This window comes from Arthrobacter sp. Edens01, assembly GCF_001307035.1.
Taxonomy (GTDB): domain Bacteria; phylum Actinomycetota; class Actinomycetes; order Actinomycetales; family Micrococcaceae; genus Arthrobacter_B.
The window spans coordinates 1,026,669-1,048,578 of record NZ_LKIU01000005.1 but is presented as its reverse complement, the minus strand read 5'-3'; the positions used below and the strand labels follow the sequence as shown (position 1 = coordinate 1,048,578).

The 21,910-nt window shown below is 66.0% G+C and carries 20 protein-coding genes and 2 tRNA genes; 5 read left to right on the top strand and 17 right to left on the bottom strand.

All coding sequences use genetic code 11. The features are described from left to right. Window position 1 precedes the first annotated feature (1 nt). Complete coding sequence (locus AO716_RS11035) at window positions 2-1,291, top strand: amino acid deaminase/aldolase (RefSeq protein WP_082413500.1); 1,290 nt, start codon at window positions 2-4, stop codon at window positions 1,289-1,291. A gap of 26 nt (window positions 1,292-1,317) precedes the next feature. After that, window positions 1,318-2,622 (top strand): D-arabinono-1,4-lactone oxidase, encoded by a 1,305-nt coding sequence (locus AO716_RS11030; protein ID WP_055242173.1) that lies wholly within the window; start codon window positions 1,318-1,320, stop codon window positions 2,620-2,622. A gap of 28 nt (window positions 2,623-2,650) precedes the next feature. Here AO716_RS11030 and AO716_RS11025 read toward each other — a convergent pair whose 3' ends face one another. Beyond that, complete coding sequence (locus tag AO716_RS11025) at window positions 2,651-4,153, bottom strand: MDR family MFS transporter (protein WP_055240892.1); 1,503 nt, start codon at window positions 4,151-4,153, stop codon at window positions 2,651-2,653. 246 nt (window positions 4,154-4,399) lie between these two features. Between AO716_RS11025 and AO716_RS11020 the strand changes: the two genes are divergently transcribed. Next, window positions 4,400-5,104: a lysoplasmalogenase gene (locus AO716_RS11020; RefSeq protein ID WP_235472065.1), complete on the top strand. Its 705-nt coding sequence runs from the start codon at window positions 4,400-4,402 to the stop codon at window positions 5,102-5,104. On the opposite strand, the gene AO716_RS11015 is transcribed toward AO716_RS11020, so the two are convergent. After that, window positions 5,101-6,012, bottom strand: coding sequence for an NUDIX domain-containing protein (locus AO716_RS11015; RefSeq protein WP_055242169.1), 912 nt, complete (start codon window positions 6,010-6,012; stop codon window positions 5,101-5,103). The genes AO716_RS11020 and AO716_RS11015 overlap by 4 nt on opposite strands. Window positions 6,013-6,149: 137 nt before the next feature. On the opposite strand from AO716_RS11015, the gene AO716_RS11010 reads away from it, so the two are divergent. After that, complete coding sequence (locus AO716_RS11010; protein ID WP_055240891.1) at window positions 6,150-7,250, top strand: saccharopine dehydrogenase family protein; 1,101 nt, start codon at window positions 6,150-6,152, stop codon at window positions 7,248-7,250. 54 nt (window positions 7,251-7,304) lie between these two features. On the opposite strand, the gene AO716_RS11005 is transcribed toward AO716_RS11010, so the two are convergent. From AO716_RS11005 to AO716_RS10950, 12 genes are all read right to left on the bottom strand, one after another. Then, window positions 7,305-7,380 (bottom strand) — tRNA-Ala (locus AO716_RS11005). Window positions 7,381-7,451: 71 nt separating this feature from the next. Continuing rightward, a tRNA-Ala gene (locus tag AO716_RS11000) sits at window positions 7,452-7,524 on the bottom strand. Window positions 7,525-7,709: 185 nt separating this feature from the next. Then, window positions 7,710-8,096 (bottom strand): ribosome silencing factor, encoded by a 387-nt coding sequence (rsfS, locus tag AO716_RS10995; protein WP_055240890.1) that lies wholly within the window; start codon window positions 8,094-8,096, stop codon window positions 7,710-7,712. Between the two features lie 18 nt (window positions 8,097-8,114). Next, the gene (locus AO716_RS10990; RefSeq protein WP_055240889.1) at window positions 8,115-9,461 is read right to left on the bottom strand and encodes a hypothetical protein; all 1,347 of its coding nucleotides are present in this window, start codon (window positions 9,459-9,461) and stop codon (window positions 8,115-8,117) included. Window positions 9,462-9,486: 25 nt separating this feature from the next. Continuing rightward, entirely contained in the window at window positions 9,487-10,143 is a 657-nt protein-coding gene (gene nadD / locus AO716_RS10985) for a nicotinate-nucleotide adenylyltransferase (protein ID WP_082413499.1), read from the bottom strand. Window positions 10,144-10,173: 30 nt separating this feature from the next. Then, window positions 10,174-10,407 (bottom strand): hypothetical protein, encoded by a 234-nt coding sequence (locus AO716_RS10980; protein ID WP_055240888.1) that lies wholly within the window; start codon window positions 10,405-10,407, stop codon window positions 10,174-10,176. Window positions 10,408-10,512: 105 nt separating this feature from the next. Further along, window positions 10,513-11,835 carry a glutamate-5-semialdehyde dehydrogenase gene (locus AO716_RS10975; protein WP_055240887.1) on the bottom strand — a complete coding sequence of 441 codons (1,323 nt, stop codon included), beginning with the start codon at window positions 11,833-11,835 and terminating at the stop codon, window positions 10,513-10,515. Then, window positions 11,832-13,076, bottom strand: coding sequence for a glutamate 5-kinase (gene proB, locus AO716_RS10970; protein WP_055240886.1), 1,245 nt, complete (start codon window positions 13,074-13,076; stop codon window positions 11,832-11,834). Before proB ends, AO716_RS10975 begins: the two co-directional genes overlap by 4 nt. A gap of 52 nt (window positions 13,077-13,128) precedes the next feature. Beyond that, on the bottom strand, window positions 13,129-14,700 hold the full coding sequence (gene obgE / locus AO716_RS10965) for a GTPase ObgE (protein WP_055240885.1): 1,572 nt from the start codon (window positions 14,698-14,700) through the stop codon (window positions 13,129-13,131). A 106-nt stretch (window positions 14,701-14,806) separates the two neighbouring features. Further along, window positions 14,807-15,064, bottom strand: coding sequence for a 50S ribosomal protein L27 (rpmA, locus tag AO716_RS10960; RefSeq protein WP_055240884.1), 258 nt, complete (start codon window positions 15,062-15,064; stop codon window positions 14,807-14,809). Between the two features lie 93 nt (window positions 15,065-15,157). Further along, entirely contained in the window at window positions 15,158-15,469 is a 312-nt protein-coding gene (gene rplU / locus AO716_RS10955; RefSeq protein WP_055240883.1) for a 50S ribosomal protein L21, read from the bottom strand. A gap of 333 nt (window positions 15,470-15,802) precedes the next feature. After that, on the bottom strand, window positions 15,803-19,126 hold the full coding sequence (locus AO716_RS10950) for an Rne/Rng family ribonuclease (RefSeq protein ID WP_082413498.1): 3,324 nt from the start codon (window positions 19,124-19,126) through the stop codon (window positions 15,803-15,805). A gap of 422 nt (window positions 19,127-19,548) precedes the next feature. On the opposite strand from AO716_RS10950, the gene AO716_RS10945 reads away from it, so the two are divergent. Further along, a complete protein-coding gene (locus AO716_RS10945) occupies window positions 19,549-20,199 on the top strand; it encodes a vitamin K epoxide reductase family protein (protein ID WP_055240882.1) in 651 nt (216 codons plus the stop codon). A 55-nt stretch (window positions 20,200-20,254) separates the two neighbouring features. On the opposite strand, the gene AO716_RS10940 is transcribed toward AO716_RS10945, so the two are convergent. The 3 genes from AO716_RS10940 to AO716_RS10930 form a co-directional block, all read right to left on the bottom strand. Then, window positions 20,255-20,899, bottom strand: coding sequence for a CG0192-related protein (locus AO716_RS10940; protein WP_055240881.1), 645 nt, complete (start codon window positions 20,897-20,899; stop codon window positions 20,255-20,257). Between the two features lie 93 nt (window positions 20,900-20,992). Further along, window positions 20,993-21,412, bottom strand: a complete 420-nt coding sequence (gene ndk, locus AO716_RS10935; RefSeq protein WP_055240880.1) for a nucleoside-diphosphate kinase — start codon at window positions 21,410-21,412, stop codon at window positions 20,993-20,995. Between the two features lie 41 nt (window positions 21,413-21,453). Next, the gene (locus AO716_RS10930) at window positions 21,454-21,906 is read right to left on the bottom strand and encodes a DUF4233 domain-containing protein (protein ID WP_055240879.1); all 453 of its coding nucleotides are present in this window, start codon (window positions 21,904-21,906) and stop codon (window positions 21,454-21,456) included. Window positions 21,907-21,910: the final 4 nt, after the last annotated feature.

Below are 21,910 nucleotides of genomic sequence, written 5' to 3'. Positions count from 1 at the left end.
CATGAGGCATACCGACCGTTCCCGTGAAGAGTCCGGCAGTCCGGGAGATCGCGCTGTTGTCCTGGATCTTGGAGTGCCTGCCCGTGGCACGGCATGGCGGAGCCCCGGGGAGTACTGGGAAGGGCTGGGGCGCGCAGCCGCCCAGCTGCCGGCTCCCGCCGCGGTGCTGGACCTGGACGCGCTGCGGTGGAATACACAGGACATGGTGCGCAGGGCCGGGGGTGTTCCGCTGCGTGTCGCGAGCAAATCCATCCGGGTGCGGGCCGTACTGGAGGCTCTCCTGCGGGTTCCCGGCTTTGCCGGGGTCTTTGCGTTCACGCTTCCGGAGGCGCTTTGGCTCGCAGACCGCTGCAGCGACGTCGTGGTGGGATACCCAAGTGTTGACCGGCGCGCCCTGGCGCGGCTGCTGAACGACGACGCCCTGGCCGCCAGGATCACCCTCATGATCGACGACGCGTCACAGCTGGACCTGATCGACTCGATTGTCCCGGCGGACCGCCGTCTACCGTTGCGCGTCTGCCTGGACGCCGACGCTTCCTGGCAGGCGCCGCTGCTGGGATTCATCGGAACGCGCCGTTCTCCCCTGCACAGCCTCCAAGACGCACTCATGCTGGGCCGGCACATAGCTGCCCGTCCGGGATTCCGGCTGGTAGGCCTGATGATGTACGAAGGCCAGGTTGCCGGTGTTGGAGACAACGTTCCCGGCGCAGGGCCGATGAACCGGGTCATGCGCTGGGTACAGCGCCGCTCCATGGCCGAACTCACCGAACGCCGCGGTGCCATTGTGCATGGTCTGCGCGAAGCAACAGACCTGGAATTCGTCAATGGCGGCGGGACCGGTTCAATTGAGGCAACAGCAGCTGACCCCGCGGTCACCGAGATTACGGCAGGCTCCGGTTTGTTTGCCGGGCACCTCTTCGATAACTACCGGGCCTTCTCCCCCGCTCCGGCGGCTGCCGTCGCACTGGATGTTGTCCGCCGGCCGGCGCCTGGAATTGCAACTGCTCTGGGAGGGGGCTGGATTGCCTCCGGCCCGCCCGGGCATAGCCGGGAGCCGCAGGTGGCATGGCCGCCCGGGCTCCGCCTGCTGCCCAGGGAAGGGGCCGGTGAGGTCCAGACCCCGCTGGCGGGAGCAGCCGCAGCAGCACTGCGTCCCGGAGACAGAGTCTGGCTTCGCCATGCCAAGAGCGGGGAGCTCTCCGAGAGAGTCAACGAATTCCACGTGGTGAACGGCGGCGCTGTGACCGCCACGGTGCCGACCTACCGCGGTGAGGGAAAGGCATTCCTGTGAAGGCCCAGCCGGCACGCCAGGCGTCCATCGACCGGCACGGCTGGCAGAACTGGGCGCGGACAGTCCGCGTCCGTCCCTTTCAGGTCCACGCCCCGGCGTCCGTTGCCGACCTGCAGCGCGCTGTGGCCGACGCCGCTGCGGCGGGTCTGCGGGTCAAGGCCGTGGGTGCAGGGCACTCATTCACTGCCATAGCCGAAGCCCCGGAAGTGCTTTTGGACCTCAGCCGGCTGCAGGGCCTGCTGCGGGCGGATCCGGCCACGGGGCAGGCCACGTTTCTGGCCGGCACCCGCCTCCATGCGGTTCCCGGCCTGCTCGCGCCGTACGGGCTTGCGATGGCAAACCTGGGCGACATTGACCGCCAATCCATTGCCGGCGCCATCTCCACCGGCACCCACGGCACCGGTGCAGGCTACGGCGGCCTCTCGGCGCAGGTTGCCGGGCTGGTGCTTATCCAGCCCGACGGCGGCAGGCTCACGCTGGACAGCGGGGATCCGCTGCTTGCCGCTGCTGCCCTTGGACTGGGCGCACTCGGCGTCATCGCGGAGGTCACGCTCCAATGCGTACCGGCCTTCCTGCTGCGGGCCGAGGAACGTTCCGAACCGCTGGAAACCGTACTCGCGGACCTGGCTGACCGGGTAAAGGCTGCCGACCACTTTGAGTTCTACTGGTTTCCCCACACCGGGCGGGCAGCGACAAAGACCAACACCAGACTTCCGTGGACCTCGACTAGAGCACCGTTGCCGCCGCTGCGGCGATGGGTCGATGAGTCCCTGCTCTCCAACACGGTGTTCCGGGCAACCTGCGCGGCGGGTACTGTCATTCCGGCTCTGGTCCCGGCAGTGAACCGCGCCGCCGCAGCTGCCCTGGGCGGCCGCGAATACACGGATGAATCCCCGCGGGTCTTTACCCAGCGGCGCACGGTGCGCTTCCGGGAAATGGAATATTCAGTACCCGCCGGCTCACTCGAGCGCGCTTTCGGCGCCCTGCAGGAGGTCTTGGCAGAAAACCCGGGCTGGCGTGTGTCTTTCCCCGTGGAAGTCCGCTGGGCACCGGCAGACGACCGTTGGCTCTCCACTGCCTACGGCCGTGACTGCGCCTACATAGCGGTCCACCGCTACTACCGCGAAGACCCGGCAGACTATTTCGCCGCCGTCGAGCAGGTGATGCTGGCGCACGGCGGGCGCCCCCACTGGGGCAAGGAACACAGTCTGGAGGCAGACACCCTGGCCGAACGTTATCCGCGTTTTGCCGATTTCCAGGCCGTGCGCAACCAACTGGACCCGGACCGGGTCTTTACCAACGCTTACCTGGACCGGGTGCTCGGAGCCTGAACCCTGAGCGGACGAGCACTGCAGTTCCTTAGTGCGGTGCCGGTGATTCCGCGGGCGCCCCGGCTGCATCCAGTGCGGGACGGCGGACCAGGAAGGACACTGCAAGCGCGCCCAGGGATACTACCGCTCCCCAGAAGAAGGCCGTGTGCACTCCCGCCGCAGCCGCAGGCACCGCCGCCGCACCTTCACTGAGCGCCGAAGCAGTTCCAGTGGTCATGAGCGTGATGAACACTGCCGTTCCGGCAGCTCCGGCGAGCTGCTGCAGGGTGTTGAGGATCGCACTTCCGTGGGAGTACAGGGAACGGTGCAGGGATCCAAGGGAAGAGGTGAACAGCGGCGTGAAGATGAAGCCGAGTCCGGCATTGAGCAGGCAGTGCAGGGCAATCACGAGGGCCACCGGTGTGTCCTGGTCCAGCAGGGTCATGCCCCAGAGGGCGGTGCTGAGCACCAGTGCGCCTGGAACCACCAGGGGACGCGGGCCCACACGGTCGTAGAGCCTTCCCACGATCGGAGAGAGAATGGCCATCACGACGCCGCCGGGCAGCAGCAGCAGACCCGTATTCAGCGCGCTGAGTCCCAGGACGTTCTGCAGGTACAGCGGCAGCACAATGAGGCAGCCGAACAGTGCCATCATGCTGATCAGCACCATGATGATCGCTACGACAAAGGGCCTGCTGGCAAAGGTCCGCAGATCCATCAGCGCCCGGTCGGTTCGCTGCAGGAACAGCTGCCGGGCCACAAACGCCGCCAGGGCTGCTGCACCAACGGCCAGCGGGATCCATACCGGCATGGGCGCCTCGCCTGCGGCGGCCTCGCCAATGCTGCTGAGTCCGAAGATCAGGCCGCCGAAAGCAAGCGTGGACAGCAGGATGGAAAGGATGTCGAAGGGCGTCCGCCGGGTCTCAGTGAGGTTCTGCACCTTCAGCGCTCCCAGAACCAGCGCGAGCAGTGCGATGGGCAGGACCAGCCAGAACATCCACCGCCAGTCCAGCACGCTGAGGATCAGCCCGGACACGGTGGGCCCAATCGCCGGCGCCACGGCAATGACAATCGAGATGGTGCCCATGATGCTGCCGCGCCGGTGTGCCGGGACCGTGTTCAGCACCGTCGTCATCAGCAGCGGAATCATGATCGCTGTTCCGCTGGCCTGGATGATGCGGCCGGCGAGAAGAGGCTCAAAGCCGGGAGCGAGTGCAGCGACGAGCGTGCCGGTGCTGAACAGGGACATGGCGGCGAGGAACAGTGCGCGCATGCTGAACCGCTGGAGCAGGAATCCGGTAGCCGGAATGACCACAGCCATCGTCAGCATAAAGCCGGTGGTGAGCCACTGGGCGGTGGCTGCGCTGATATCCAGGTCCGCCATCAGGCGCGGCAGGGCCACACTCATAATGGTCTCGTTCAGGATCACCACGAAGGAAGAGACCAGCAAAAGCCCGATCACTGTCTTGGTCCGTGCATCCAGGCGGTCCGGGGCGGGCCTGTCCGCCGCCGGCGTGAGCGGCGTCGGTACAGGGCGGGCTTCAGTACTCAAGGTGGGGAATTCCTCTTCAAGGGTCGTCGTCGCTGGCGGGCGCTGCCCGGGGCAGCGTCAGGAAGGTGGAGCGCAGAAGCCGGCAGTCGCCGGACCGTTCTGGTCGATGCTCCTCATCGGTAACGCCCGTACCACCGTGTTTCATTCCTGACCCACCCCGTACCTGCAAATGCGGGTTTGTGCGGGTCGGCGCAGGTGGGAGCTGCATTAGCCATAGGATGCTCAGAAACCGACCAAGGAGAAGCTGTGTCCACTGCGCCTGCCCATCACCGGGTTTCGATCCTTCCACGCGACTGGTGGTGGGGTTTCGTCCCGTTTACTGCGCTGTCCGTGGTGCACGTGGCAGCGCGGGCGGTGGAGGCAGACTGGCTTGCCGCGCCCACGAAGCTGACGCTCATGCCGCTGCTGGCGGTGGCTGCCCTCTGGGGAATGCGGAAACTCCGGTTCGGTGCCCCCGCAGCACTGATCCTGGCGGCACTCTTCTTCTCCTGGATCGGCGACGGCGCTGCGACGTTCCTGCCGCAGCTGCCGGAGCTGCCGGTGATGCTGGGAAGCTTCGGCATTGCACATCTGTGCTACATCCGGCTGTTCTGGAAATACGCCGCGCTGGGCCGTTTCCCGCGCTGGGCGCTCGTCTTCCCGGTCTGGTGGGTACTTATGCTGGTGCTCCTGTGGCCTGCGCTGGGCAGCCTGGCAATCGCCGTCGCGCTGTACGGCCTGGTCCTCGGCGGGACCGCCGCCACCGCGGCACGCTGCAACCCGGTGATCGCTGCCGGAGGTGTCTTGTTCCTGGCTTCGGACACCATCCTGGCGTTCCGTATTTTCATGCCCGAATCGATGCCGGATATCACCAGCGCCCTGGTTATGCTGACCTACTGCGCCGGACAGGGGCTGATCATCGCCGGATATTTGCGCGGGAGCGTCCCGGGGAAGCCCGTGTCCAGGGGCTAGTTCTCCAGCAGGGCGCGGAACGTCCCGGAGCCGAGCACCGACGCTCCGGCCCGCAGGCAGCGGTTGGTGAGTTCCTGGTCGCTGGTCGCGACCGTTACCCGGCGGCCCCGGCCCAGGAGCTCCTGCGCTTCGGCCAGGACGGCGTCGTCGCCCGAACCGTCGGCACGGATGATCCGCAGCGAAGCCGGATGCTCCCCCGGATCAGCCGAACGTGCCTGGCCTTCCAGGACCGCGGCAATCTCCGGATACCAGCAGTCCGCAGGCAAGCCCAGGACCCCGGCGGGAACCCCGGTAAGGCTGAGCCGTCCCATGGCAGCGAGCAGGCGGCCGGCAGCACCGGCCCGGTCTTTCCACCAGCCGTCGGGGACGACTCCCAGGACATTGGCGGTATCAACCACCAGCGCAGGGCGCGTATCCAGCAGCGGCCGCAGGCGCTGCCAGGCATCCGCAAACGCCGGGTGCAGCGGCAGCCGTTCCACCTCAGCCGGCGCCACCCAAGCGAGTTCGTTGCTTTCCTCGTCGCTGATCACGGGGGTGAAGGGTGCCGTGACATCTGCGATGACCGTCGCGTAAGACCAGATCTCCAGGTCAAGGATGCTTATAAACCGTGGCCGGACTGACTTCGGCGGGACGCCTGCTTCCTCAGCAGATTCGCGGAGCGCTGCACTCATGGCCGACTCACCCTCGTGGCGGGCCCCGCCCGGCAGGGCCCAGGTGCCCCCGTGGTGGCTCCACGAAACGCGGTGCTGGAGCAGGATCCCGCGCCCTGGATCATAGGCGAGCAGGCCTGCGGCGCCGAAACGGCCCCAGTACCGCTGGCCGTCCGGTGCAACCACCCAGGCGTCACCGGGATCGCGCGGTCCATGCGGGCGTCGTGGCTCTCCGGGAGCCGGCGGTTCAATCCTCACGTCCCCTACCATGCCATATCCACTCGCAGGCCCCGGGAACCAGTGCCGTCCCGGCGCCTGGCTGCAGCCGCCGGGCTAGACTGCGCGGAAGCGGCTTTGCCCTCCAAACCGGGTGCCCGCAGAAAAAGGAGGCAGCGATGACGTCCAGAATCGTAGTGTTTGGTGCTACCGGGTATACCGGCAGACTCGTCGTCGAGTCCCTGCTGGCAAAAGGCCAGCGCCCCCTGCTTGCCGGCCGCAGCCACACCGGCCTGCAGGCCCTGGCTGACCCGCACGGCCTCCCGTTCCAGACTGCCGACGTCACGGACCCGTCCACCGTACGGGCGCTGGTGGACCCCGGCGACGTGCTGGTGTCCACGGTGGGTCCGTTCAGCCGCTTTGGCCATGCCGCGGCCGCAGCTGCCGCTGAGGTTGGGGCGCACTACCTGGATTCCACGGGTGAAGTCGACTTTGTCCAGGAGGTGCGCCGGCGTTATTCGGCACAGGCTGCCGGCAATGGTGCCACCATGGTCCCCGCCTTCGGATACGACTACGTTCCCGGCACCCTGGCGGGGGCCGTCGCTGCCGAGCGTGCCGGTACTGCGGCCGGGAGGCTGAGCATCGGCTATTTCACGGTTGGTTCCCTGCGCCGGGGCATTAGCGGCGGAACGCGGGCGACGCTCGCTGAAGGCCTGGCACTGCCGGCGGCTGTCTGGCGCGCCGGTTCCCTCCAGTACACAAGGATGGCCAGCCGGACACATGCCTTCCGTATCCACGGCCGGGTGAGGCGGGCCTTCCTCGCAACCGGCACCGAAGTGCTGTTCCTGCCCGAGGCCTTCGCGGATCTTGGGGCCGTCGAGGTATATAACGGCTGGTTCCCCGCCCTGAGCCGCATTGCCGGTCCCCTCACCTGGGTGACCCAGAAGCTGGAACGTGTGCCTGCTGGAAAGAGAATCCTCGCCGCTGCTGCCAAACAGGCAGGCGGCTCAGGCGGCGGACCGGACGCGCAGGAACGTTCCAAATCCCTGAGCCACGCGGTAGCAGAGCTCGACGGACAGGACGGCAGGCCTGCCGTTGAGGTTCATGTCCAGGGGCCGAACGTCTATACGCTGACCGGTGAACTGCTGGCAGAGGGGGCAATGGCGCTGCAGCAGGGGAAGGCAGTCGGCAGCGGTGTCCTGGGCCCGGTCCAGGCCTTCGGGCTCGAAGGCCTCACGACTCTCTGTGCCTCAGCCGGACTCACGCTGGCCAGCGACTAGAGGTGGCCATTAACAAGAAATACCCCGGTCTGCAGACCGGGGTATTTCTGGAATTGGTGGAGCTGAGGGGACTCGAACCCCTGACCCCCTGCATGCCATGCAGGTGCGCTACCAGCTGCGCCACAGCCCCAATTCAGTTTGATTTCCACCGGGGAACAAAATCCCGGCCCTGGACACCGGCTGCCCGGTAAAGTCCATCGGTGGAGCTGAGGGGACTCGAACCCCTGACCCCCTGCATGCCATGCAGGTGCGCTACCAGCTGCGCCACAGCCCCGAATTGCCCGCAATAAAGTACATCACAGGAAGTAAATCGGATGTGTTCTTCGTTCCGGTTTTTCCCTCCGGGGCGAAGCAACTCCTCTACTTTAGTACAGATGCCGCACAGTGCAAAATCAAACTACAGCAGTGGAATTCAGGCGGTGCGGAGCAGTTCCAGGGCGCTGCCCCGCACCTCAGGAGCTAGTCCTGCCCGGCTGCAGCTTCCCCTTCGGGGAGCTGGAGATCCACCGCGGGGCAGTCCTTCCAGAGCCGTTCCAGGGCGTAGAAGACACGGTCTTCCTCGTGCTGGACGTGCACCACAACGTTGGCGTAGTCCAGCAGCACCCAGCGGCCTTCGCTGCGGCCTTCCCGGCGGACCGGCTTCAGCCCTTCCTTGGCCAGTTCTTCCTCCACGCCGTCCACAATGGCGTTGACCTGGCGTTCGTTGGAGGCAGACGCGATGAGGAAAACGTCCGTGATCGCCAGCCGCTCGCTCACGTCGATGGCGACGATGTCATCCGCCAGCTTGGCCGACGCCGCTTTGGCAGCGGTCCGGGCGATATTCATGGATGATTCGGTGGCGCTCACATGTCTCCTTGTTTGGTATCAGCTGCCAAGGCCGCCGACGATCATTAATACTCCGAGGGTGAGGGCCAGAAGGCCCACGCCCACAATTCCCAAGGATACAAACCGTATCCGCCGGGTGCGGCCGAGGCCTGCAGTCATAACATCCAGGGGATCCAGTCCGAAGGCGCTGCGCGCGCCCACCGGCTTGGCCCCCTGATCCGCTTCAAGCGGTGCGTTTACCAGGGCATCAGCCCTGGCCAGAATCTTTGAGTGGCGCACTTCAGCGGCCGCGGCGGGTGCCTTCTCCGGTGTCCATCCGGGGCGACGATCAGCCCCGGACTGGCGGACCGAGGGCATCCGTCCCGTTGCCGGTGCCTTGCGGGCAGCCGGGTTCGACGACGTTACCACCGGCACGTGGGAAGTGGGCGGGGGCTTCATGACCGGGCGGTCGAGCCCGGGTACTTCCACGAACTCCAGCGGCGTGACCATCGCCAGGTTGTGGGCGGCGGTGGGATCCGACTGAGTGGACGACCTGCGCTGTTCGTTCTCCTGTGCCAGTCGCTGGATGTTCTGGGTGCGCCGGTTGAGCACTGCAGCGCGCTCGGCCAGCGCCCGCTGCTGCGCCAGCAGCTCCAGATCCACGGCGTTTGGGTCAGTCTGCTGAAGCGCCTCCATGGCGGCCACCTGGTTGCGTGCCTGGTGTTTCAGAGCTTCACGGGCTGCCAGGGCCTGTTCAACCGTCATGTTCGCTACATCGGCGTTCGGCTCAGCCGGCGCCTGCTTAGCTGCATCCGGCGAAGGTGCGGATGCTGTCTGCTTCTGCACCCCTGGATCCTGAGCCACGGGCTTGTTCCCGGATGCAGGCTTCTCCTGGATGGAGGGAGCGTGCCCGGGTGCAGGTGTAACAGGACTGACGACCTGTCCCGCTGCTGCCCGTGCCTGCCCCGGAGCTGCTTCCGGGCCTGCCTCTTCGGCCGCCCTGCGGCGGCGTTCGCGGCGGGTAGCCGGAGCTGCGGGGACCGGAGGGGCCGACTGCGCGGGAGCCGCAGCAGTGCTCCGCACGTTGGCCGCGTGCGCACCGCCGTGAACCGCATCCGCCGCTTCCGGCGCTGCCGCCGCTGCGGGACTGGCAGGTGCAGTGTCGCGCTGCTGCGCAGCCTGCTGTGCGGCCTGCTGCGCGAGCCGAAGCTGCCGCCGGGTAGGCGGATTGGCATCCGAAGTTTCGCGGCGGGGCTGGTTGTCGGTCAGTGCCTTGTAGGCCCTGAGCGCCTCGCGGTCCCTGGCCCGCTGCTGGGACTCCCGTTCCTGCGCTCCGGCAGCTGCCCCTGATTCAGCCGCACGGCGGCTGCGTCGGGGTGCGTCTGCGGACTCTGGACCGTTCGTCATTTCCTACCCATCCGGTGTTGATCGCTCAGGCTACTGGCTCAGTAGTGGCGGGTCTCGCCTGCTGCTGAACCGGGGTGTACAGATTGTGCTTGGCGATGTACTGCACCACGCCGTCCGGCACCAGGTACCAGACCGGCTCCGATGCCGCGACGCGCGCGCGGCAATCCGTTGAAGAGATGGCCATCGCCGGGACCTCCAGGAGACTGACGTCATCCCTGCCCATGTTCTGCAGTTCGTGGCCGGGCCTGGTCACTCCGACGAAGTGCGCCAGTGACCACAGCTCCTGGACGTCCTTCCAGGAAAGGATCTGCGCCATCGCGTCCGCGCCCGTAATGAAGAACAATTCAGCATCCGGACGCGCACTGCGAAGGTCGCGGAGCGTATCGATCGTATACGTCGGGCCGGGCCGGTCGATGTCCACGCGGCTGACCTTGAAGCGTGGATTCGAAGCCGTGGCGATTACCGTCATCAAATAACGGTGCTCCGCCGGAGTAACCTCCTGGGCGGACTTGTGCCACGGTTCACCGGTGGGCACAAAGACCACTTCGTCGAGGTCGAAAACAGAGGCCACTTCGCTTGCGGCCACGAGGTGGCCGTGGTGGATGGGATCAAACGTCCCGCCCATCACGCCCAGCCGGTAGGGACGGCTGGTTTCAGCCGTGTCCTTCTGTGCACTATTCATGGTCCCAACCGGTCCGCCCGCAGGGCTGTCCTATTCGGGGATGCCCTGGCCGTGGTCGTGCTTGTTCGGGAACTGACGCTGCGGATCCACGTGCTCCGGCACGGCCTCGTGGCGGTGGCCAAGGCTGGTGAAAGCCATGGTGGCGAACATAAGCACCATGAAAATTCCGAAGATGACCCCGCCGTATACGAACGGTGACGTTCCTGCGTGTTCTTCGGCAACTTCGGCCGCCATCAGCGCAGCACTTGAAAGCTGGATCAGCATGAATCTCCCTAAATCAACCGCCGGGCGTCCCGGCAGAGCATCGTTTCTAGATCAATGGTACGCGTCCGCGGCGAGAACGCCGCAGTCCGCATCCGGTCCGGGCTCCTAGCCGCGTACCTGGCCGTCGCCCTGGATGATCCACTTGGTGGTGGTCAGTTCCTTGAGACCCATGGGCCCGCGGGCATGCATCTTCTGGGTGGAGATGCCAACTTCCGCGCCAAGGCCCAGTTCGCCGCCGTCGGTGAAGCGGGTGGAAGCGTTGACGATCACCGCGGCGGAATCGATCTCGGCGATGAAACGCTCGGCATTGGCCAGGTCATTGGTAATGATGGCTTCGGTGTGCCCGGTGGACCAGGTCCGGATGTGCAAAAGGGCTTCATCCATGGAGTCGACCATGGCAACCGCCAGGTCAAGGTCCATGTACTCACGTCCCCAGTCTTCTTCCGTGGCCTCGCTGGCAGTGGCGCCTTCGGGCAGGATCGAGCGGATCCGGTCGTCGGCGTGCAGCCGGACACCGGCAGACGCCAGCACAGCCAGCACTTCCCGGGCGGCAGCGGAGTTGCTGTGCACCAGGAGGGTTTCCACGGTGTTGCAGACGCTGGGCCTCTGGGTCTTTGCGTTGAGGAGGATGTCCACTGCCATTTCTTCCGGGGCGGATTCATCCAGGTAGATGTGGACGTTGCCTTCACCCGTTTCGATCACGGGAACAGCGGCGTTGGTGACCACGTTCTGGATCAGTTCCCGGCCGCCGCGCGGAATCAGGACGTCCACCCGTCCGCGCGCCTTCATCAGGAAGTTCGCGCCGGGGCGTCCGTACTGATCGATCGTCTGCACTGCGTCCGAGGGCAGTCCCACGGTATCGAGTGCATCGCGGATGAGGTTGACCAGCACGGTGTTGGTCTCCGCAGCGGCACTGCCGCCGCGCAGGATCACTGCGTTGCCGCTCTTCAGCGCCAGCCCTGCGATGTCCAGCGTGACATTCGGCCGGGCCTCGTAAATCGCCCCGACAACACCCAGGGGCACATGGACCTGGCGCATCCGCAGGCCGTTGGGCAGGGTCTGGCCCCGCGCCACCGATCCCACGGGATCAGGCAGGCCGGCCAGGTTCCGCAGGGCGGCTGCCAGGCCGTCAATGCGTTCGACGGTGAGGGTCAGCCGGTCCAGGAGTGCTTCGGAGGTGCCGTTCTCCCGGCCGCGTTCCACGTCCCTGGCATTGGCAGCCAGAACGACGTCGCGGCGCGCCACTACATCCTGGGCAATCTGCTCGAGTGCCAGATCCTTCCAGGCGCGGTTAGCCCGGGCCATGCGGCGCGAGGCGGCACGTGCCCGGTCCGCGATCCGGTGGACTCCGGCTTCCACTTCCTCCGGCGAGGGCGCGGCGGAAGCAGTGCGGTTCTCGGGCACGGAAGAGGTGTCTTGGACGGTCATGATCCCAGTGTAGCGGCGGTGCCGTCGGCCTGCGGGGTCCGTGACGCGGCTGCCTGGACCGCCGAGGACCCGTGCGGCTGGAGGATCACCAGGTCATTAACGTGCACGACGGAACGCTCGTAGCCCCTGCCCAGTTCCTTCGCCAGTTCCCGGGTTGAACGGCCAAGCATCCGCGGGAGCTCGTCCGAGGCGTAGTTCGTCAGGCCATGGGCCAGCACCCGTCCCGAGGTATCGCGCAGTGCCACCGGGTCGCCGGGTTCGAAATGGCCCTCGACGGCGACGATTCCGGCGGGCAGGAGCGAACGGCGCCGCTCCCCCACAGCCCGGGCAGCGCCGTCGTCCAGCACCAGTGTTCCCTGGATGCGGGCCAGGTGGGCCAGCCACAGAAGGCGGATGGGCTGGCGGACACCGCGTGTGGTGAACCAGGTGCCAACATCTTCCCCGGCCAGCGCCGCTGCGGCGTTGTCGGTGGACGTAACCAGCGCCGGAATCCCGGACTGTGCCGCGATGGTGGCGGCTTCGACCTTTGTGACCATGCCGCCGGTTCCCACGCCGGCTTTGCCGACCTTGCCGATCCGGACGTCTTCGAGGTCTTTCAGGCCTGTGACCTCCGGAATGCGGCGGGCGCCTGCGGACGGCGGGCCGTCGTAGAGCGCGTCGACGTCGGAGAGCAGGATCAGGGCATCGGCCTTCACCAGGTGGGCTACCAGGGCAGCCAGGCGGTCGTTGTCGCCGAAGCGGATCTCGTGGCTCGCCACGGTGTCGTTCTCATTGACGATAGGCACGACGCCGAAGTTCAGCAGCCGCTCCAGCGCCCGGTGGGCGTTGGCGTGATGGGTGCGCCGCATGAGGTCTTCGATGGTGAGCAGCACCTGGCTCACGGTGACGCCATGGCGCCCAAACGCTTCGGTGTAACGCGCCATCAGCAGGCCCTGGCCGACGCTTGCTGCAGCCTGCTGGGTGGAGAGCTGGGACGGGCGCTTGGACAGGCCCAGCGGGGCCAGGCCTGCCGAAATCGCACCGGAGGACACCAGGATGATCTCAGTGCCCTGCCCCCGCCGGGCCGCGAGGACGTCCGCAAGGGACGTCAGCGCTTCGTCGGAAATACCGCCGGCGACCGAGGTCAGGGAGGACGAACCTACCTTGACGACGATCCGGCGGGCACGGGCGAGCCCTGCCCTTGATTTGAGCGGGCGCCTGGGTGTGGCAATGGTCTTTGCTTCAGCTGTTTCTTCAGTCATGACCGAACCAGCCTATGCCCAAGCCCGCCCGGGCTCCGTGTCTGTGAAGCGATTAGTCGTCATCGCCTGCCGTGGGACGGGAGTGCTTGTAGTTCACCGACTCGGTCCAGATTCCAGCCTTGCGCTCGGCTTCCAGCTCGGCACGGGCTGCCGCGCGGGCATCCTTGCGCTGCTGGTGGTCCTCGCGCTTTTCATTGCGGGTGGGGCGGGAGAAATCTTCGATGCGGATGTCCGAGCCGCGCGGGGATGCAGCCAGGAGCTCGGCCCCGCCGATCATGGTCGGCTCCCAGTCGAAGACGACGCCGTCGCCCTCGCCGATGACCACAGCATCGCCGGGCTTGGCGCCTGCCTTGAAGAGCTGGTCTTCGATGCCCAGCTTCGCCAGGCGGTCGGCGAGGTAACCCACAGCTTCGTCGTTGGTGAAGTCGGTCTGCTGGACCCAGCGGACCGGCTTTTCGCCCAGGACGCGGAACAGCGGCTCCAGGTTCCGCTCTTCGCGCCGGATGGTGAATCCGCCCTTGGCGTTGACGGAACGCGGGCGGACAACGGGCGCTGCGATGCGCGGCGGAGCCGTCTCAACGGTCTTGCGGGCCTCGGCAACGATGGCAGCCATCGCGAAGCCAAGTTCGCGCAGGCCTTCGTGGCTGGCAGCGGAGACTTCGAACACGCGGTAGCCGCGCTTTTCGAGTTCAGGGCGGACAAACTCGGCCATGTCCCGTCCATCGGGGACATCCACCTTGTTCAGCGCCACCAGACGGGGACGCTGGTTCAGGGGAACGACGTCGCCGTCTGCCCCTGCGTAGCTCATATCGACTTCGTACTTCTCGAGTTCGGCCTCGATGACGTCCAGGTCGCTGAGCGGATCACGGTCAGCTTCGAGGGCAGCGCAGTCCAGCACATGGACCAGCGCAGCGCAGCGCTCTACGTGGCGCAGGAAGTGGTGTCCCAGGCCCTTGCCTTCCGAGGCGCCTTCAATCAGGCCCGGAACGTCGGCAACGGTGAAACGGACGTCGCCGGCCTGGACCACGCCCAGGTTCGGGATGAGGGTGGTGAACGGGTAGTCCGCAATCTTGGGCCGTGCAGCGGACATCGCTGCGATGAGCGAGGACTTGCCCGCGGACGGGAAACCAACCAGGGCAATGTCGGCGATCGACTTGAGTTCCAGGACGATGTCCCGTTCATCACCCGGGGTACCAAGCAGGGCAAAGCCGGGGGCCTTGCGCTTCTGTGAGGAAAGCGAGGAGTTGCCCAGGCCGCCCTGGCCGCCGGCAGCTGCGATGTACTCGGCACCCATGCCCACCAGGTCGGCGAGGACCTTGCCGTCCTTGGACTTAACGACGGTGCCTTCGGGAACCGAGAGCACCAGGGTCTCCCCCGTCTTGCCGGCCCGCCAGTCACCCATGCCAGGTCCGCCGTTGCCGGCGTGGCGGTGCGGTGCGTGGTGGTAGTCCAGCAGCGTGGTGGTCTGGCCGTCAACGCGCAGGATGACGTCGCCGCCGTCGCCGCCGTTTCCGCCGTCGGGCCCGCCCAGAGGCTTGAACTTCTCTCGCTTTACGGACACGCAACCATGGCCGCCGGCACCGCCTGAAACATGCAGTACAACACGGTCTACAAAGCTGGCCATGGTTCTCCTTGTTGAAAATTTTTGGATCAAGCCAAGTCTACTCGGCTTAAAAAAGAAGTGGGGCGGGCCATCTGGCCCGCCCCACCGGAAAAGCTATGTGCCGAAATTACTCGGCTGCTGCGACGATGTTCACGACGCGGCGGCCACGACGGCTGCCGAACTCAACAGCGCCTGCCTCCAGGGCGAACAGCGTGTCGTCTCCACCGCGGCCAACGCCTGCGCCGGGGTGGAAGTGGGTGCCACGCTGGCGAACGATGATCTCGCCGGCCTTGACGACCTGGCCGCCGAAGCGCTTCACGCCCAGGAACTGAGCGTTGGAGTCGCGGCCGTTGCGAGTAGAGCTCGCACCTTTCTTATGTGCCATTTTCTAATCCTGCCTTTGCTATGACTGACTTTGATGCCTAGGTGCGGGCACAACTCCCGCGATCCGGAACCACGTGGTCCCGGACGTTAGGAATCAGGAGTTGATGGAGGTGACCTTGACCTTGGTCAGCGAGGAGCGGTAGCCCTGACGCTTCTTGTAACCGGTCTTGTTCTTGAACTTCTGGATAACAATCTTCGGACCCCGGAAGTTTTCGATAACTTCTGCCGTAACCGTAACCTTGGCCAGGTCCTTGGCGGCAGAGGTGACCTTGTCGCCATCAACCAAAAGCAGGGCAGGCAGCTCAAAAGTGCTACCGGCTCCACCGGGGACGCGGTCCAGGGTTACGAGGTCTCCGACGGAAACCTTTTCTTGGCGGCCGCCAGCGCGGACAATCGCGTACACCACTTGGGAACTCACTTCTCTCGACGTTTAATACTTGGATGCGCACTTCCCCGGACCTTCAAATGTGTCCGGTTTGCGCCATGCAGTCACGCCCTGTACCGAATAACGGCTTAGAAGGCGTTCGCACCGAAGTTCAAGGCTACGCTAAGGGACCTATATGCCGCAAATGCACGGCTGACCCCGGCGTGCCATCCTCCGGCCGTACTGGGGACGTCACTGCGCTTACTACCATTCTATAGCACTGGCGGACCGGCCCCAACCGCAGAGGATCAGCACACAGCACAGCTCCCGCCCGGAGTCCGGACGGGAGCTGTGCTGTGTGCTGCTGAGGGACGCTTAGAGGTCCGAGGCGGGAACCCCGACCCCAAGGATTACCGGTGCGGCAGCCTCGGCCCGCGGAGCAGCCGGCGCGGCGGCGACCGCAGTTGTGCTGCTGCCTTGGGCGCCGGAGGCATCCCGCTCCTGAATGATCTGTGCGTCAGCAGATCCCTGCGGGCTGCGTGCTGCACGGCGGCGGCGAGGGCGGCGGGCAGGCTCAGCAGCTTCCGGAGCCGCTTCACGCACGGGCTCGCCGGTTCCCCGGCCGTTGCCCTTTTCCGTGCCGGCCGAAGCCTGCTCATCCTTCGCCGGCTGCGGTTCCCGGCCGGAGACCGGAGAAACCTCATTGAACGCCTCGGTAAGGCTTTCCAGCGTCAGCTGGACGTCCTGGCGTACCGGCCGGCGCCGTTCCCTGCGGGGAACCACCACAGTTTCTCCCTGGATCCGCAGGATAGCCCCGGCTTCTGCCGGAACGTCGTCGTGCGGTTCCTTGATCAGCGGCTTCTCACCGGCCTCCGCAGCTGCATCCGTCCGGGACGCATTCTCCTCGGCGGGAGCCTCGGTACCGGCGTCGTGCGCCGCTGCCGTGGCGGCAGCGATCGTAGCCAGGGCAGCGCGGGCCGCCTCGGCCTTTGCGGCGCGCTCGGCGTCGTCGGTCTGCGGTTCTTCCACCTTGGGCTGCTCAACCGGCGCTGCGGGCTGCTGCTGGTTCTGGTTCTGTCCGCCCCGGCTGCGGCGCTTGCGCTCTCCGCGGGTCTGCTTTTCCTGCTTCAGGTGCGCGGAGTGGTTGTCCTCGGACACTGCGTGGCTGGTGTGGCTGGTGCTGCGCCGGTGTTCCACGGGGATGTCGTGCGTGATGACACCGCGGCCTGCGCAGTGCTGGCATTCTTCGCCGAAGACTTCCAGCAGGCCGGTGCCCATCCGCTTGCGCGTCATCTGTACCAGGCCCAGCGAGGTGACCTCGGCAACCTGGTGCTTGGTCCGGTCACGGCCCAGGCACTCGACCAGACGGCGCAGCACAAGGTCACGGTTGGCTTCCAGGACCATGTCGATGAAGTCAATGACGATGATGCCGCCAATGTCCCGCAGCCGCAGCTGGCGGACAACTTCCTCGGCCGCTTCCAGGTTGTTCTTGGTGACTGTCTCTTCGAGGTTGCCCCCGCTGCCGGTGAACTTGCCGGTGTTGACGTCCACTACGGTCATGGCTTCGGTGCGGTCGATTACCAGCGACCCGCCCGAAGGCAGGAACACCTTGCGGTCCAGGGCCTTCGCGATCTGCTCATCGATGCGGCTGGCCGCGAAGATGTCTTCGTCCTTGGTCCACTTTTCCAGCCGTCCCACCAGATCCGGGGCTACGTAGGTCACGTAGGCCTCGATGGTGTCCCAGGCTTCCTCACCGGAAACGATCAGCTTGGAGAAGTCCTCGTTGAAGACGTCACGGACAACCTTGATGGTCAGGTCCGGTTCGCCGTAGAGCAGCTCCGGGGGAAGGGTCTTGGTGGACTTTGCCTTCGCCTCGATGTTCTCCCACTGTGCACGCAGGCGGTTGATGTCATTCATCAGCTCCTCTTCGGAAGCACCTTCGGCCGCCGTGCGGACAATGACGCCGGCGTTCTGCGGAAGGTGGTCCTTGAGGATCTTCTTGAGCCGGTTGCGCTCGACGTCGGGCAGCTTGCGGGAGATGCCGGTCATGGAGCCGCCCGGGACGTATACCAGGTAGCGGCCGGGCAGGGAGATCTGGCTGGTCAGGCGGGCACCCTTGTGGCCCACCGGGTCCTTGGTGACCTGGACCAGGACGGAATCCCCGGACTTCAGTGCAAGTTCAATGCGGCGCGGCTGGCCGTCCAGGCCTGCGGCATCCCAGTTGACCTCACCGGCATAGAGCACGGCGTTGCGGCCGCGGCCAATGTCGACGAAGGCAGCTTCCATGCTGGGCAGCACGTTCTGGACCTTGCCGACGTAGACGTTGCCGATCAGGGAATCCTGCTGCGTGTTGGAAACGAAGTGCTCAGCCAGGACGCCGTCTTCGAGGACGCCAATCTGGATCCTGTCGTCGCGCTGCCGGACGATCATCTGCCGGTCCACGGATTCGCGGCGCGCCAGGAACTCAGCCTCGGTGATGACGTGGCGGCGGCGGCCGGACTCACGGGATTCGCGCCGGCGCTGCTTCTTGGCTTCCAGGCGGGTGGAACCCTTTACGGACGTGACGCGGTCGCTCACCGGAGCGTCCGCGTGGGCCCGGGGCGCACGCACGCGGGTCACCGTGTTGGGCGGATCGTCGTCGGATCCTCCGGTCAGTTCCAGGTCCGCGTCACCGCGGCGGCGGCGACGGCGGCGCCGTGAGGTGACGCCCTCGGCGTTTTCCTCGGCGGGAGCTGCATCGCTGCCGTCAGCGCCTTCGCTGTCGGTACCTGCCTCGCCCTCAGTGCGTGACCGGCCCCGGCTGCGGCGGCGGCTGCGGCGTGAACGGTTGGACTCCCGGGATTCTTCATCGGATTCGTCCTCGTCGCTGCCCTCGGCTGAGGCAGCGGCAGCGGCCAGGGCCTGGACCGCGGTGAGGTCGGGAGCGTGGAAAAGGACGGAAGTCGGTGATTCCGGGATGGCGAAGGGATCAAGGACCGCAGCGGCAGCCGCAGGCTTGCTCTCTTCTTCCTTGGCGCCCTTGGCCTTCGGCGCTTCTTCAGCCGGCGTTACGGCATCAGCAGGAGCTGCGTCGGCGGGAGCTTCGACCTGTTCCTTGTCTGCGGGGGCCTCGTCTGCAGGAACCTTGTCCGAGGGAGCCGCGGCCTCGGCGGCAGGACCTGCCTTGGCGGTTGCGCGGCGCCTGGTACGTGTCCGGGGTGCCGGTGCCGTTTCGACGGGCGCTTCGGGCTCCCCGGCACCGCTGACAGCCTGTTCTGCATCATCGGGAACTGCCTCGGCGGCTTTCTTGGCCGGGGCACGGCGACGGCGAACGGTCTTGGCGGGTGCTTCGGCGGCGGGTGCGGGGGCTTCGGTATCTGCGGTAGCCGGCTCTTCGCCAGCACCCGGGGCGGCGGGGGTTTCCTCTGCCGCCGCAGCCGGCTTGCGGCGCGGGGCTCGGGTCCGCTTTGGCTTCGCGGCGGGCTCGGCCTCGTCCACGGCAGGCGCCGCAGAGGCCTGCTCGGCGGGGGATTCAGTCAGTGCGGGTTCCTCCCGCTCCGCTGCCGGCGCAGCGGCCGTCTTGCGGCGTGCCCGCGGGGCTCGCTTAGCCGGTGTTTTGACAGCTTCGTCAGCCGGCGAATCCGTTTCCGTCATCGGGGGAACGGCCGGGGCCGTCTCAGCGGGTTCAACTGCTTCTTCTGTTGTGCGGTCAATATTCATATAAAGCTATGCTCCGGCCCCCGCGGCACTGGCCACATTCCAATGCCCGGAGGGCAATGTATCGGCTGTGCGGGGGCATCAAAGCCAGCGCCAGCCGGAAGTCGTCTAAATGTCATCCGAGGTCGCACCATCGTGAGGGCGCGGCATCACTCGCAAGACCAGCGGCGCTTTTCCTGCTACCTGCTCGGAACGGCTAGGCGTTTGGGCTGGGTAGGGCTGTTCGGCGGATTCCCCTGCCCCATCCGGATTGATGGGCATTCTTGCCTTGGGAAGCATCGCCGACAGCACCGGAAGCCTGTCGCTGGACCGATAACGGAATGTGGTTCCGCTATCAGCCACAGCCATTATCTCACACGGAGGTCAAATAGGCTCTAGCAACCACATAGAATCGGACCACCGACACCCGGCTAAAGGAGCAGCACGTGCCTTCCCGTTCCATCAGCACCACCCCCGCCGCGGCCCCGGACGGGAGCGCCGGCGAAGCCGGGATCGTCCGCTCCGTGCAGCAAAAACCGTTCGCGTGGCTGGTCCTCATCACCTCGGTTATCGGCTGGCTGGGTTCCGGAATCCTGGTTATCGAGCGCCTCCGCGTCTACGCGGATTCCACCTACATTACGAGCTGCGACATCAGCCCCTGGGTCTCCTGCGGAACGGTCTTCCAGACCTGGCAGGCAGCACTGTTCGGCTTCCCGAACCCGCTGATCGGCATAGTGGCATTCGCGGTGATGATCACGGTCGCCATGTCCATGCTGGCAGGCGGCCGGTTTGCCCGCTGGTACTGGGCTGCCGTCCAGGCCGGCGTGACGCTCGGCATGGTCTTCGTCGTGTGGCTCTGGAGCCAGGCCCTCTTCGACATCTATGTCCTGTGCATCTACTGCATTGTTGTCTGGACCGCCATGATTCCGCTGTTCGTCTTCACTACTGTCCGCAACCTCGCCCACGGTGTAATTCCGGCACCGGCCGCGCTGGTTCGTTTTGTGTCGGAATGGGCCTGGGTCATCACCGCACTGCTGTGGGTGGCAACAGCTGCCTCAATCTTCTTCCGCTTTATGAACTCGTTCCTGGGCAGCTGATCCACTGGCAGGGCACTGCCGGTCCCGGCGGGACCGGCAGTGCCGCACCGGGCTCCTAGCCGAGCGGGAAGGCCCATCCGAGTACAGCGGGCTCGCGCTGGCCGTCCCACACTCCCACGAGCGACGGCGGCGGTGCAGCCCGCCCGCCCAGGTCAAGAAGCCGGACCAGGGAGAGCTCCCAGTGCTCTTTCTGCATTCTGGTCACGGTCCACCCCGCAGGTTCCCGCTCCGGTGCCTCCACCAGTTCCTCGCCGTCGGGCATGCCGCTGGTTTCAAGCGTCATGGTCTGCGGGAGTTCGCGGCGGACGCCGTTTTCCTCGGTGTAAAGCGAAGCCTGGCCAACGCCGTCGATCACTGCCGCGGCGAAGGCGTCCACATATACCGGGTCCCCGCACGCGTCGTACACCCAGCGCCGGCCCAGCACCGAGTGCTCCATTGTTCCCACCAAAAAAGCTTCGGCGCCCTGCAGCGGTCCTGGCCGATAGGTCAGCGGAACCTGGACGGTCTGCGTGCCGGCACGCACAATGTGCGTCTCCATGCCCACTTCGCCCTTCGGGTCATCGAAACGGTAGGCGGCAAGGGGCTCGGCCTGGATCCCGGATCCGGCCTCCTCCGGCGGGAACCACGGCGCCGTGGGGAGCCAGCCGGAGATCAATTCCATTTTCGTAGGGTGCAGGTCAGCCTGGTAGATGATTGCCATGCGCCCCAGCCTAGCCATGGCTGCCCTGAATATGCAGCAGGCCGGCACCCCGTAACGGGGGCCGGCCTGCTGCCAGTCAATCCGGAAAAGCTGTTACTTGCCGAACCAGATGCCGATCTCGCGTTCTGCGGACTCAACAGAATCCGAGCCGTGGACCAGGTTCTGCTGCACCTTGGTTCCCCAGTCCCGGCCAAAGTCGCCGCGGATTGTTCCCGGCGCAGCCGTGGTCGGTTCGGTGGTGCCCGCCAGTGAACGGAAGCCTTCGATGACGCGCTGGCCTTCGAAGACAGCCGCCACGATCGGACCGCTGAGCATGAATTCGACCAGCGGCTCGAAGAACGGCTTGCCAACGTGCTCGGCGTAGTGCTCCTCGAGCAGTTCCCGGGTAGCGTCCATCTTCTTGAGTTCGACCATGGTGTAACCCTTGGCTTCAATGCGGGCCAGAATGGCGCCGGTCAGGTTCCGCTTGACGCCGTCGGGCTTGATCAGGACGAGTGTGCGCTCGGTGCTCACGCTTGGTATCTCCTTGGAGGTTGGGGTAGCTGGTTCTAAGCCTAACTGCTGGCTTCGCCGGTTTCCGTCGAATGGGTGGCTTCCCACTGCGCCTGTTCCGCATCCCGCTGCCGGTTTTCCCGGTCAAGGCGGGCGCCGGCACGCAGCGCATACCACCAGGTCCCCGCGAAGAGAGCACCTACCAGGAACATCATGGGTTCCAGGAAACCCGTGGCGATGATGCACAGCTGCAGGATCCAGCCGATCCAGGGACCTGCGGGCTTGGAGAGGAACGCGCAGGCGACGATCAGCGCGACCGCGAGAAGAATTCCCCCGGCAAGGATCACCAGCGGTTCCACCCGGTCCCGCTGCAGTCCAAAAATGGCCAGGGTTCCGAACAGCACCACGAACGCTTCCAGGCTCAGGACAGTGGATGCAAACATCACCCGGATGGAGCGGCGCTTTTTGGGCATGCCCGGGCGCCATTCGCGCTGGGCCTTGGTCATACGTGCCATGTGC

Bases quoted from the DNA above. Each gene is read 5' to 3' on its own strand.
- AO716_RS11035 (WP_082413500.1), top strand. From the start codon at position 2: ATGAGGCATACCGACCGTTCCCGTGAAGAGTCCGGCAGTCCGGGAGAT.
- AO716_RS10950 (WP_082413498.1), bottom strand. From the start codon at position 19,126: ATGAATATTGACCGCACAACAGAAGAAGCAGTTGAACCCGCTGAGACG.
- AO716_RS10980 (WP_055240888.1), bottom strand. From the start codon at position 10,407: ATGCTGATCCAGCTTTCAAGTGCTGCGCTGATGGCGGCCGAAGTTGCC.
- obgE (WP_055240885.1), bottom strand. From the start codon at position 14,700: ATGGCCAGCTTTGTAGACCGTGTTGTACTGCATGTTTCAGGCGGTGCC.
- AO716_RS10990 (WP_055240889.1), bottom strand. From the start codon at position 9,461: ATGACGAACGGTCCAGAGTCCGCAGACGCACCCCGACGCAGCCGCCGT.
- nadD (WP_082413499.1), bottom strand. From the start codon at position 10,143: ATGAATAGTGCACAGAAGGACACGGCTGAAACCAGCCGTCCCTACCGG.
- AO716_RS11010 (WP_055240891.1), top strand. From the start codon at position 6,150: ATGACGTCCAGAATCGTAGTGTTTGGTGCTACCGGGTATACCGGCAGA.
- rpmA (WP_055240884.1), bottom strand. From the start codon at position 15,064: ATGGCACATAAGAAAGGTGCGAGCTCTACTCGCAACGGCCGCGACTCC.
- AO716_RS10940 (WP_055240881.1), bottom strand. From the start codon at position 20,899: ATGGCAATCATCTACCAGGCTGACCTGCACCCTACGAAAATGGAATTG.
- proB (WP_055240886.1), bottom strand. From the start codon at position 13,076: ATGACTGAAGAAACAGCTGAAGCAAAGACCATTGCCACACCCAGGCGC.
- AO716_RS10930 (WP_055240879.1), bottom strand. From the start codon at position 21,906: ATGGCACGTATGACCAAGGCCCAGCGCGAATGGCGCCCGGGCATGCCC.
- AO716_RS10975 (WP_055240887.1), bottom strand. From the start codon at position 11,835: ATGACCGTCCAAGACACCTCTTCCGTGCCCGAGAACCGCACTGCTTCC.